7 protein-coding genes are annotated in these 12,277 nt (G+C 72.0%); 2 read left to right on the top strand and 5 right to left on the bottom strand.

Features of this window, described 5'->3' with window-relative positions; genetic code table 11:
* Positions 1-111: 111 nt before the first annotated feature.
* The 5 genes from ACFWDI_RS29100 to leuS all read right to left on the bottom strand — a co-directional run bounded on the left by ACFWDI_RS29100 (position 112) and on the right by leuS (position 8,625).
* Positions 112-2,718 (bottom strand): ComEC/Rec2 family competence protein, encoded by a 2,607-nt coding sequence (locus ACFWDI_RS29100; RefSeq protein ID WP_385308373.1) that lies wholly within the window; start codon positions 2,716-2,718, stop codon positions 112-114.
* On the bottom strand, positions 2,715-3,746 hold the full coding sequence (locus tag ACFWDI_RS29095; RefSeq protein ID WP_385308370.1) for a helix-hairpin-helix domain-containing protein: 1,032 nt from the start codon (positions 3,744-3,746) through the stop codon (positions 2,715-2,717). The genes ACFWDI_RS29100 and ACFWDI_RS29095 overlap by 4 nt, the downstream gene beginning before the upstream one ends.
* A gap of 141 nt (positions 3,747-3,887) precedes the next feature.
* On the bottom strand, positions 3,888-4,733 hold the full coding sequence (locus ACFWDI_RS29090; protein ID WP_385308367.1) for a DegV family protein: 846 nt from the start codon (positions 4,731-4,733) through the stop codon (positions 3,888-3,890).
* A gap of 78 nt (positions 4,734-4,811) precedes the next feature.
* Complete coding sequence (locus tag ACFWDI_RS29085) at positions 4,812-5,648, bottom strand: hypothetical protein (protein ID WP_385308364.1); 837 nt, start codon at positions 5,646-5,648, stop codon at positions 4,812-4,814.
* Positions 5,649-5,766: 118 nt separating this feature from the next.
* Positions 5,767-8,625, bottom strand: coding sequence for a leucine--tRNA ligase (gene leuS, locus ACFWDI_RS29080; protein ID WP_385308362.1), 2,859 nt, complete (start codon positions 8,623-8,625; stop codon positions 5,767-5,769).
* Positions 8,626-9,186: 561 nt separating this feature from the next.
* Between leuS and ACFWDI_RS29075 the strand changes: the two genes are divergently transcribed.
* Positions 9,187-10,620: a hypothetical protein gene (locus ACFWDI_RS29075; RefSeq protein WP_385308359.1), complete on the top strand. Its 1,434-nt coding sequence runs from the start codon at positions 9,187-9,189 to the stop codon at positions 10,618-10,620.
* Positions 10,617-12,212 (top strand): ferredoxin, encoded by a 1,596-nt coding sequence (locus ACFWDI_RS29070; RefSeq protein WP_327323558.1) that lies wholly within the window; start codon positions 10,617-10,619, stop codon positions 12,210-12,212. The genes ACFWDI_RS29075 and ACFWDI_RS29070 overlap by 4 nt, the downstream gene beginning before the upstream one ends.
* Positions 12,213-12,277: the final 65 nt, after the last annotated feature.

Below are 12,277 nucleotides of genomic sequence, written 5' to 3'. Positions count from 1 at the left end.
GGAGCCGACGCGGCGGCCGGGAGCGGCGGAGGCGGGAGCAGCGGAGGCGGGAGCAGCGCATACGGGAGCAGGGCAGGCGGGACGAGGTACGAACTTTGCACAGCCACCCGCTCAGAAGGGTGGCGGGTCCGGCCCGCTGCCCTGGCCCCTCGGCACGGCCCGCAGGTCCGCGCCGCCTCCGGTGACCGCGATCGCCCCGTCAGTGTCCGTGCGCAGCACCACCGCTCCCCCGGTCCGGAGCGCGTCGACGGTACGGGGCGACGGGTGACCGTAGAAGTTGTTCCGGCCGCAGGAGATCAGCGCCAGTCGCGGGCGCACATTCCGTAGCAGGCCGGGGTGTTGGTGGGAGGAGCCGTGATGGGCGACTTTGAGGACGTCGACCGGCGGGAGTGCCGGGTGGGTCGACAACAGCCCTCGCTGGGCAGGGGGTTCGAGGTCGCCGAGGAGCAGAAGGGTCGGGCCGCCGGCGATTCGCACCAGCAGTGTGACGCTGGCGTCGTTGGGGCCGTCGGGCACGAGCGCGGAGGCGCGGGTCGGACCGGGGCCGGGGGCCGCCCGGGGCCACAGCACCTGCCAGGCGAGCCGCCCGACCCGGCGCCGCTCCTCGGGTCCCGCGCGGATGACGGGTACCCCGGCGGCGGCCGCCGTTCTCCGTACGAACGTGCTCTGCTCCCGCGGCTCGTCGAACGTCGTCGTCTGGACCGCGCCGACGGCCCTCCCTCTCAGCAGCCCGGGCAGCCCTCGGACATGGTCGGCATGGAAATGCGTCAGCAGGATCAGCGGAATCCTGGTGATGCCCAGGTCCCTCAGACAGCGGTCGGCGAGCTCCGGGTCGGGTCCCGCGTCCACGACCACGGCCGCGCCCTCGCCCGCCGCGAGCACGGTGGCATCCCCTTGCCCCACATCGCACATCACGAACGTCCAGCCGGGCGGCGGCCAGCCGGTGACGACCCTGGTGAGCGGGGCCGGGCGCAGCACGGCGAGAAGGAGCAGCAGCGCGCAGCCGACGGCCGCCCAGGGATGGCGCGGCAGTCGGCGCGCGACCAGCACGACCAGGGCCGTCACCGCGGCGAGCAGCAGACCGCCGCGCCAGCCGCCCGGCCAGCCCGCCTGTGCCCCGGGCAGCGCCGCGCCGGTACGGGCGACGGAGGCGATCCAACCGGCGGGCCATCCCGCGCAGCGGGCGAGCACCTCCGCGACCGGTATGGCCAGGGGCGTCGCGGCGAGCGCCGCAAAGCCGAGGACCGTGGCCGGGGCGACCGCCAGCTCGGCGACGAGATTGCAGGGGATCGCCACCAGACTGACCCTGGCGGCGAAGATCGCCACCACGGGAGCGCACACCGCCTGGGCCGCGGCAGCGGCGGCCAGCGTTTCGGCGAGCCGCGGCGGCACCCGTCGCCGTTGCAGCGCCGCGCTCAGGCCGGGGCCGATGGTGAGCAGGGCACCGGTGGCCAGCACGGAGAGCAGAAAGCCGTAACTGCGCGCCAGCCATGGGTCGTACAGAACGAGCAGGAGTACAGCGGCGGCCAGCGCGGGAATGAGCGATCGGCGGCGCCCGGTGGCAATGGCGAGCAGTGTGATGAGCCCGCACCCGGCCGCCCGCAGCACGCTTGGCTCCGGACGGCACACGACCACGAAGGCGAGTGTGAGCGCCCCGCCGATCAGCGCGGTCCCGCGCAGCGTGATGCCCAACCTGGGCGCGAGGCCGCGCCGTTCGGCCAGCAGGGCGGTGCCCGGAGGCCCGATCAGCAGGACGAGCACGATGGTCAGGTTGCTGCCCGATACGGCGAGCAAGTGCGTGAGGTCGGTCGCCTCGAAGGCGTCGTGCAGGTCGGGCGGGATCCGGGAGGTGTCGCCGACGACGAGCCCGGGCAGCAGGGCGCGGGCGTCGGGGTCGAGCCCGTCTGTCGCCTCACGCAGTCCCGCCCGTAAGCCTCCGGCCGTGCGCTGGAGCGCGGTCGGCGGGCCGATGATCTGCGGCGGCCCGCCGCCCTGCGCCCTCAGTACGGCGGCGAAACGGTCGTCCGCGTTCAGTGGGGGCGCGAGCCGGCCCGCCAGCCGCAGTCGGGTGGAAGGCAGCAGCCGCTGCCACTGCGCGCCGGGCCCCGCGGACGAACCGGACCCACCGGAATCACCAGAATCACCCGAATCGCCCGGCTTCCGCGAGGGCACAATCACCAGGACAGGCGTCCGGATCGCCGTGACCGCGCCGCCCGGAGCCGTGACCCGGGTCGCCTCACCGTCCAGCACGATCGATGTGGCGGACATATGGTCACCGCGGATCCGGGGCCGAGTCGTTCGCGGATCGGAGGTGACCGTCAACTCGACGGTGACGTACGCGTACTGATCCGCCAGGGCGGGAAGCGGCCCCCTGCGCAGATCCGCGCCGTGCAGCCCGGCCGAGGCCGCTCCTGCGGCTGCGCACAGCAACAGCGCTGCCACGGCAGTGGCGTTGAGCCCACGCCCACGGACCCTCGTGACCGCGCCTACGGCACGCACCACCGCCGGAGCCAGCAACACGGCCGCCACGACAAGGCAGGCCGTCACACCCACCGCCGTCCACCAACCCCGCGCCCCCACCGCCAGGGCCGCCGCGGCCCAGGCGGCCAGGGCCGGCGGCACCAGGCGCAGATCGGCCGGACCCTCCTGCCGCGGATCGGACGCCCCAAGCCGATGACCCGACGCGGCATGAACCACCGGGCGCGTCATGTCCGTCATAGCCGTAGCAGGGTCTGGAGATCCGCGAACCGGCGGTCGCCGATCCCGTTGACCTCGCGGAGTTCGTCGACGGACCGGAACCCACCGTGCTGGGTGCGGTAGTCGACGATGTGCTGCGCCAGTACGGGACCGACCCCGGGCAGGGTGTCGAGCTGCTCCACAGTCGCCGTGTTGAGGCTCACCGGCCCCACGGCCTGCGCGCCACCCGTGCCAGGGCCCGTGCCCGATCCGGTCGCGGGCGGTCCCGGCGGCGCGGGCCCGCCCACCACCACCTGCTCACCGTCCATGAGGACCCGCGCCCGGTTGAGTCCGGACAGGTCCGTGCCGGCCCTGACGCCTCCGGCCGCTCGCAGCGCGTCGGTGACCCGGGATCCGGCGGGCAGTTGGTGCACCCCCGGCCGACGCACCTTGCCGCTCACATCGACGACGATCCGCCCGCCGGGCCCGGTGTCGGACGGCGATGGCCCCGGCGAAGGCCGCGGCTCCGGTGAGGCCGCACTCTGCTGGACCAGCTCCGGAGCGCGTACGGTCTGCGGTCGGGCCGCCCAGAAGTGCTGGGCCGCGAAGACCGCGGCGACCACGAGGACGACGGCCAGTGCGGCGAGAGTCCTGGGTTCGAGCCCGCACCTGAGCTGCACCCACAACGGCAACCGCTCCCGCAGCGCAAGCCCCGCCCACCGCCGGGTGTCCGCCCCCGTACCGGTGACTGCCCCAGCGCCTGCCCCTGCCCCGGTGTCGACATCCACACGCGAACGCGCGACAGCCGCGTCGAGCCCAGTGCCCGCACCGCGCGGCGCACCCTCGAACAGGGCATCCGCGCGGCGGCGCAGGGCTGTGGTCGAAGCGGCGGACAAGCTTCTGCCGCGCCGTCGGCCCGGGTGGCGTAAGCCGCGGCCCGGGCCGCGATCCGGACCGCGGCCGGGTCCTGAGCCGCGGCTTGGTGCTGAGCCGCGGCCGTGACGGGCGCGGCTGTCCGAGGCCGGGGCGCGGCCCGGGCCACTGGTTGCGGAGCGTGATCGGAGAGCCATGCCACAGGACGGTAGGCATATCCGTCCGAGCCCGCTGAGCAGGCCCAATTTCCGTGGACAGCCCACCCGTTGTGGACAACTCGCTCACCCGCAGAGGTGAGAGCGGCACTCTCAGCGCGCAGCGGCGCCCCTCAAACCGCCTCAGCGGGGCGAGACCACGGCCCCCAACAGCCCGGGCCCCGTGTGCGCCCCGATCACCGCGCCCACCTCGCTGACATGCAGATCGACCAGGCCGGGCAGCCGGTCACGCAGCCGCTCCGCGAGCGCGGCGGCCCGCTCCGGCGCGGCCAGATGGTGCACCGCGATGTCCACCTGGCTCGTACCCGCCCGGTCGGCGACGATCTCCTCCAGCCGGGCGATCGCCTTCGAAGCCGTGCGCACTTTCTCCAGCAGCTCGATCCGGCCGCCGTCCAGCTGCAGCAGCGGCTTCACCGCGAGCGCCGAGCCCAGCAGCGCCTGCGCGGCCCCGATACGGCCGCCGCGGCGCAGGTAGTCCAGTGTGTCGACGTAGAAGTACGCGGACGTGCCCGCGGCCCGCTTCTCCGCGGCGGCCACCGCCTCGTCCAGCGTGCCGCCCGCCTCCGCCGCCTCAGCGGCCGCGAGCGCGCAGAATCCCAGGGCCATCGCGACCATCCCGGTGTCCACCACCCGCACCGGCACCGGAGCGTCCTTGGCGGCCAGCACGGCGGCGTCGTACGTCCCCGAGAACTCCGCCGACAGATGCAGCGATACGATCCCGGTCGCACCGGCCTCCGCGCACCGCCGGTACGCCTCGGCGAACACCTCGGGGCTCGGCCTGGATGTGGTCACAGGCCGTCGCTTCTGCAATGCCAGCGCCAGCGAGCGTGCCGAGATCTCGGTGCCCTCCTCCAGCGCCTGATCACCGAGTACGACGGTCAGCGGCACTGCGATGATGCCGTGCCGCTCCATCGTCGGCGGCGGCAGGTAGGCCGTTGAATCGGTGACGATAGCGACATGGCGGGACATGAGCGGGAGGTTACCCGTCGGGGCCGCCGTACGGCAGCCCGGCCCCTTGCCAATGACCGCGTCGCCCCGGCCGGTGGATCAGTTCGTGGTCTCCGGACGGGCCTTCTTCTGCCAGGGATAGGCGGTCTGCTGCCGGGGATCGCGCGCCGTGATCGCCTGCGGCTGCTCGGCCACAGTGTGCCCGGGCCCGGCCTCGGACCCGGCCCCCGACTCGGCCCCGGTCCTGGCCACCGACTCCGGCCAGGTCTGCTCGGACGCGACTCCATGGCCCGCTGCGCCGGCTCCGGCCCCGGCGGTCCGCCCCGCCTCCGGCCAGGACCCCGGCTCCGCGGCGTCCGGCACATCCTGCATCTCGGCGCCCGGCACACCCTCACCCGACCAGTGCCGCAGCGCCCCCGCCTCCACATCGATCTGCATGCTCAGCGCATCCAGATCGTCGTCCGCGAACTTCCGCGCCCGGTCCCGCGCCGCCCAGCGCAGCGACTCGGCAGAGCGCGTGATCCGCTCCGTACGCTCGCGCAGCCCGGGCAGCAGGGATCCCACCGTCGCCCGGTCCGGCTCGCGCTCCAGCCGCTTGAGTTCGTCGTCGAGCTCATGACCGTGCGCACTCAGCCGCCGGAACAGGTCCAGCGACTCGGAGAGCGAGGCGTCCTCCGCCACACCCGCGTGCAGCGCGTCCTGCGTCGCCCTCATCGACGTACGCAGCGACAGCCGCAGCTGCGCCAGCTCACCCGCAACGCCGCCCTGCCCATAGCTCTTCGCCCGCAGCGTGGTCTCCTCGACGGTGCGGCGCGCCTGCGTGACCGTGCGCTCGACGCCCCGCTTGGCCGCGCCGATCACCTTCACGCTCACGTACACCCCCAACGCCACAAAGGCGACGAAAAGCAGCGCCAGAATCAGTATCGCGGCTTCCATGAGCGCCCCTCCGGCGTCGGATGTTGTTCTTCCACGGTAAACGGAACGGGCAGGCCGAGGGTTCCATCGGAACCCCCAACCTGCCCGTAGGGGAAACCCCTGTGAGACCGGCCGGACCCTAGGCGGGCACGATGTTGACCAGCTTCGGCGCCCGCACGATCACCTTGCGGATGCCCGCGCTGCCCAGCGCCGCGACCACTGCGGCATCATTCAGCGCCAGCGCCTCCAGCTCCTCGTCCGAAATGGACGGGGAGACCTCCAGCCGCGCCTTCACCTTGCCCTTGATCTGCACAACGCATGTCACGGACTCGTCCACGACATACGCCGGGTCGGCGACCGGGAAGGCCTGGTGCACGACCGAGTCGGTGTGCCCCAGCTTCTCCCACAGTTCCTCGGCGATGTGCGGGGCCAGCGGGGCGATCAGCAGCACCAGCCGCTCCGCCACGCTCCGCGCCAGCGGGCCGCCCGCCTTCGTCAGATAGTTGTTCAGCTCAGTGATCTTGGCGATGGCGGTGTTGAAGCGCAGGGCCGCCAGGTCCTGTCCGGCGCCGTCGATCGCCTTGTGCAGCGCACGCAGCGTCGCCTCGTCGGGCTCGGTGTCGACGACCGTGACCTCACCGGTCGCTTCGTCGACGACATTGCGCCACAGCCGCTGCAGCAGGCGGTACTGGCCGACGACGGCCCGGGTGTCCCACGGCCGCGAAACATCCAGGGGACCCATGGCCATCTCGTACAGACGCAGCGTGTCCGCGCCGTACTCGGCGCAGATCTCGTCCGGAGTGACGGCGTTCTTCAGGGACTTGCCCATCTTGCCCAGCTCGCGCTTGACGCTCTCGCCCTCGAAGTAGAACTTTCCGTCCCGCTCCTCGACCTCGGTGGCCGGCACCGGGAAGCCGCGGCTGTCCCGGTAGACGTACGCCTGGATCATGCCCTGGTTGTACAGCTTGTGGAACGGCTCGACCGAGGAGACGTGCCCCAGGTCGAACAGCACCTTGGACCAGAACCGCGCGTACAGCAGGTGCAGTACGGCGTGCTCGGCGCCGCCGACGTACAGATCGACGCCGCCGTGCGGCTGGCCCTCGCGCGGCCCCATCCAGTACTGCTCGATCGCCGGGTCGACCAGCTTCTCGCTGTTGTGCGGGTCCAGGTAGCGCAGCTCGTACCAGCACGAACCCGCCCAGTTGGGCATGGTGTTGGTCTCCCGGCGGTAGCGCTTGACGCCGTCGCCCAGGTCCAGCTCCACATTGACCCAGTCCTCGTTGCGCGACAGCGGAGTCTCGGGCTGAGTGTCCGCGTCGTCCGGGTCGAACGTACGAGGGGAGTAGTCGTCGACCTCCGGCAGCTCCAGCGGCAGCATCGATTCGGGCAGCGCGTGCGCGATGCCGTCCTCGTCGTAGACGATCGGGAAGGGCTCGCCCCAGTAGCGCTGCCGGCTGAACAGCCAGTCACGCAGCCGGAAGTTGACCGTGCCCTCGCCGATGCCGCGCTCGGTCAGCCATTCGGTGATCTTGGCCTTGGCCTCGGCGACGCCCAGGCCGTCCAGCGAGATCTCGTCGTTGGCGGAGTTGATCGCCGGACCCTGTCCGGTGAATGCCTCGCCCTCCCAGCCCTCCGGCGGCTGGACGGTACGGATGATGGGCAGTTCGAAGGCCTCGGCGAACTCCCAGTCACGCTCGTCCTGTCCGGGGACGGCCATGATGGCGCCGGTGCCGTAGCCCATCAGGACGTAGTCGGCGACGAAGACCGGGATCTGTGCGCCGGTGACCGGGTTCAGGGCGTAGGCACCGGTGAAGACGCCGGTCTTGTCCTTGTGTTCGGTCTGCCGCTCGACGTCGCTCTTCGTCTGGGCCTGCTTGCGGTACGCGGCAACAGCCTCGGCCGGAGTGGCGGCACCGCCGGTCCAGGCCTCCTTGGTGCCCTGCGGCCACTCGGCCGGGACGATGGAGTCGATCAGCCCGTGTTCGGGGGCCAGCACCATGTAGGTGGCGCCGAACAGGGTGTCGGGGCGGGTGGTGAAGACCGTGACCTTCGCGCCGTCCTGGCCGCCGACCTGGAAGTCGACGCGCGCGCCCTCGCTGCGCCCGATCCAGTTGCGCTGCTGCAGCTTGATGGCCTCGGGCCAGTCCAGCGCGTCCAGATCGTCCAGCAGCCGGTCCGCGTAGGCGGTGATGCGCATGTTCCACTGGCGCAGCTTCGCCTTGAAGACGGGGAAGTTGCCACGCTCGGAGCGACCCTCCGAGGTGACCTCCTCATTCGCCAGTACGGTGCCCAGGCCCGGGCACCAGTTGACGGGCGCGTCGGAGGCATACGCCAGCCGGTAGCCGCTCAGCACATCGGCGCGCTCGGCGGCGCTCAGCTCGCTCCACGCGCGCGTGCCGGGCGTCGGACGCTCACCGCTCTCGAACTGGGCGACCAGCTCGTCGATCGGGCGGGCCTTCTGTGCGTCCTCGTCGTACCAGGAGTTGAAGATCTGGACGAAGATCCACTGGGTCCACTTGTAGTAGTCCGGGTCGATCGTCGCGAACGACCGGCGCTTGTCGTGGCCCAGGCCCAGCCGGCGCAGCTGGACCTTCATGTTCTCGATGTTGGCTTCGGTGGACACTCGCGGATGCGTGCCGGTCTGTACGGCGTACTGCTCGGCCGGCAGGCCGAAGGCGTCGAAGCCCAGCGTGTGCAGGACGTTGTGGCCGGTCATTCGCTGATGGCGGGCGAAGACGTCGGTGGCGATGTAGCCCAGCGGGTGCCCGACGTGCAGGCCGGCGCCCGAGGGGTACGGGAACATGTCCATGACGAACTTCTTGGGCTTGGCCGCCAGAGCGGCATCCCCGGCCAGTTCACCGCTCGGGTTCGGCGCTTCGTACGTGCCCTTGGCGTCCCAGACGTCCTGCCAGCGTGCCTCGATGTCGGCGGCCATGGCAGCCGTGTAGCGGTGCGCTGCGGTCACCTCTGCGGCGGCAGCGGAATTCGTCTCGCTCATGATCCTTAAAGCTCCATCGATCGTCTCTGCCAGCGGATTCGAAAACGAAAAAGCCCCTCGCACAGGAGGGGACGCCGCGCCGATTCCAACCGGATCTTTCATCCGTCGGGACTGATCAGCGCGGCTCGCTAAGCAGAAGGCGTACGGCACGCATAGCAGCAGGGTACCGCAGCGACCGAACCGCCCGCACGACTCCGCTTCGGCGGTCGGTGGAGGGCGAGCGGCAAGGACCGGCGCCATCCGGCGGCCACACGCGAACCCGCCCGCCCGAGCTGCCGCTCCGACTTCCCGGGCGACCCTCGGCGACCGCTCCGTCACCCATTGCGCCTATTCGCGCCCCCGGCGCACGCCCCACGTCGACCCCGGCGCACACCGCGAGGCGCATCGGTTCGCGTCGCGAGGCACACAAGTTACTCGGCGTATCCCCCCTATCCGGGGCAACCTCAGAGTCAGTTGTCTGTGGTTCCGCTCTCTAAACGCTCAAACCACGAACCACTCGGTATGGGTCGACTTAGCATGCGTCAACGGGACCGTATTTCCCGCACCATTCGGAGTCGCCCCATGAACCCTCGCAATCGCAAGAGCCGTTCGTCACCCGCACCGAGCGCCGGGCTCAGCCGCCAGGCCCAAGGTGGCCTGACCGCAGCGGCATTGGTACTCATACCCTTGCTCGCCGTCGGCGGGAGTGACAGCTTTCGTGCCGCGCTCGACTTCACCACCGGGGTTTTGTCCCTGTTGTGCCTGACCTCTTCGGTGGCGTGGGGTCTGATCGCCACCGACAGACTGCTGCTTTCCACCCGGCACCGCCTTGTCGCCCAGGCCGTCCACCGGAGCACCGCGGTGGCCTCGCTCGGCTTCCTCCTGCTCCACGTGACCGTCAAGGTCTCGCTGGGACACGTGGAATTGATCGGCGCGCTGATCCCGTTCGGACTCGGCGTCACCGGTACGTCCGCCCTGATCGGCTTCGGCTCGCTGGCCGGCTTCCTCATGATCGTCGCAGCGACGACAGGGGCGCTGCGCAGCGCCCTCGCGGCCAACGTCCGGGTGGCGGGCCGCTGGCGGCCGCTGCACATGCTGGCCTACCCGGCCTGGTGCTTCGCCCTCGTGCACGGGCTGTACACCGGCCGTCCCGCCGCGACCTGGGTGGTCACGATGTACTGCCTGGCACTCGCCGGCGTCGCAGCAGCCGTCGCGGTACGGACGCTGCCACGGCCTGTACAGCGACGCATCGCCAACAAAGTACTTTCCCTGACCGGCTCGGCGGACGACGACAGGTCGCGGGACGAGAGGGCACAGCGCGATCTCGGCGCCTCCCCGCTCCCCGGCGCAAGCGGAGTGACCGCACCGGCGGGACTCAACCGTATGAACGGCATTCCCTCGCAGCGCGCCTACGAGGCGGAGTTCCAGCGCGAGACCCCGCTCGGGCAGTCGCGTGCGCAGACCCCACGGCTCTCCGCCCCCTCGCCGCAGCTCTACGAGGCCCCTCCGCCCCCGGAGTCGGATCCCCTCGGCAGCAGTGGCGTCGGCCCCGGGCCCGGCATCTCCGCCGCGTACCGGGCGGTGTCCCTCGCCGGCGACCAGACGGCCCCGCTGGCAGAACGCATCCTGATGACGGACGAGATCCCTGTCGTCTCGGAGTCGGGTCCCCCGCCCGCCGCCTGGCCCACACCGTCACCGCCGCCGCCCGCGCAGGCCGTCCCGTCCGCGCCGCCGGTGCCGCCCACGTACGAGCCCCCCGCTCAGCCGGCCTACGAGCCGCCGCCCTCGTACGACGCACCCCCCGCGTCGTACGAAACACCCACCGCTCCGTACGCGGCCCCCTTCGCGTACGACCCCTCATCCGCCTACGACCCCTCAACACCGTACGAAGCACCTTCGTCCCCGTACCAGCCCGGCACCGCCGATGCGTACGACGAGACGGCGCAGATGCCCGGGCCTCTCTTCCCGCCCCCGGCCGGGGAACCCTGGCACGCGCCCGCAGGAGACCGACCGTGAACACCCCCCTTCCTGATGTCCCCGAGGTCCGCGTCGTCGGCCTTCCCCAGCTGACGCAGGGGTTCGACCTTGTCGAGCGACTCGACCTCCCCATGCATCTCAAGGTGCACGGCCCTCTTGAACCGATGACCGGCGAGCGGCTCGCCCAGCTCGCCGACGACATATCCCTGCGCGGCCGCGGTGGCGCGGGCTTCCCCTTCGGGCAGAAGCTGCGCGCCGTAGCCAAGTCCGCCATCCGACGCGGGGTGCGGCCCGTCGTCGTGGTCAACGGCAGTGAGGGCGAGCCCGCCTGCCGCAAGGACACCGTGCTGCTCAACCGCGCACCCCATCTGATCCTCGACGGCGCCCTGATCGCCGCCGAGGCTCTCGGTGCGCGCACCCTGGTCGTCGCGGTCACCCGAAACTCGACGGAGATCTCCATCCGCGCCGCCCTGGCCGAGCGCGGACTCTCCGACCGGCGCGGGCAGCAGCTGCGCGCGCGGGTCGTACGCACCCCCGAGCGCATGGTCTCCGGCGAGGCCTCCTCCGTCATCCGCGCCGTGAACGGCGGCCCCGCGCTGCCGCCCGGCCGCCGTGAGCGCGCCTCCGACACCGGCGTCGGCGGGGCCCCGACCCTGCTGTCCAATGCGGAGACGTTCGCGCAACTCGCCATCGGCGCCCGTATCGGCGCCCGCCGCTACAGCCACACCGGCCTGGAGACCGAGCCCGGCACCGTCATGCTGACGATCTCCGGGGCGGTCGCGCGCCCGATGGTCGTCGAGGTCCCCACGGGCGTGCCGCTGCGGTACGTGCTGCAGCTGGCGGGCGCCCCGCCGCTCCCCCAGGGCGTGCTCACCGGCGGCTACCACGGCAACTGGATCGACGCGATGGCCGTCAACACGGCGCTCGTCTCACGCGAATCGCTGGCCTCCCTGGGCGGCGCGCTGGGCGCCGGCGCCATCCTGCCGATCGGCCCCGAGACCTGTCCGCTGGGCGAGGCGCTGCGGGTGGCCAACTGGCTCGCCGCCGAAACGGCCGGCCAGTGCGGTCCCTGCAAGCTCGGCCTGCCCGCGGCGGCCGGCGGCCTGTCCGACGTCATGAACGGCGGCGGCCCGGCCGCCCTGGAGGCGCTGCGCGAGGTGACCCAGGCCGTGAAGGGCCGGGGCGCGTGCAAGCACCCCGACGGCTCGGCGCGCTTCTTCGCCTCGACCCTGTCCGCCTTCACGGACGATCTCGCCGCCCATGTGCTCCACGGCGGCTGCGGACGCGAGACAACCGGCGTGCTACCGCTGCCCGAGCCGGGCTACGAGGAGGCGGTGGAGTCGATTCCGAGCGGCGAGAAGATCTTCATCGACTGGACGCTCTGCCAGGGCCACGGGCTCTGCGCGGACATCATCCCCGAGCTGATCCGGCTCAAGCCCGACGGCTTCCCGTCGGTGGCCGACGCGGTCGTGCCCACGCATCTGCGGGGGAGTGCGCAGCGGGCCGTACGCCGGTGCCCCGCGCTGGCGATGCGTATCGAGCAGGCTCCGGCCGACCGTGCGCCGGCGCCCGCCGGCCGGCCGGCGCTGCCCAGCAGCAACCGCAAGGCCCTTGGCAGCGGCCGCGGCTGACGGACACACAAGGAAGCGGGGCCAACGCTACCGCAGGGCCCCGATCATGGGTTGGGGTCTGTTAA

It is taken from the genome of Streptomyces sp. NPDC060064 (genome assembly GCF_042736455.1).
GTDB lineage: Bacteria > Actinomycetota > Actinomycetes > Streptomycetales > Streptomycetaceae > Streptomyces.
This window is presented reverse-complemented; position numbering and strand designations above follow the sequence as displayed.

Bases quoted from the DNA above. Each gene is read 5' to 3' on its own strand.
- ACFWDI_RS29085 (WP_385308364.1), bottom strand. From the start codon at position 5,648: ATGGAAGCCGCGATACTGATTCTGGCGCTGCTTTTCGTCGCCTTTGTG.
- ACFWDI_RS29100 (WP_385308373.1), bottom strand. From the start codon at position 2,718: ATGACGGACATGACGCGCCCGGTGGTTCATGCCGCGTCGGGTCATCGG.
- ACFWDI_RS29075 (WP_385308359.1), top strand. From the start codon at position 9,187: ATGAACCCTCGCAATCGCAAGAGCCGTTCGTCACCCGCACCGAGCGCC.
- ACFWDI_RS29095 (WP_385308370.1), bottom strand. From the start codon at position 3,746: ATGGCTCTCCGATCACGCTCCGCAACCAGTGGCCCGGGCCGCGCCCCG.
- ACFWDI_RS29090 (WP_385308367.1), bottom strand. From the start codon at position 4,733: ATGTCCCGCCATGTCGCTATCGTCACCGATTCAACGGCCTACCTGCCG.
- leuS (WP_385308362.1), bottom strand. From the start codon at position 8,625: ATGAGCGAGACGAATTCCGCTGCCGCCGCAGAGGTGACCGCAGCGCAC.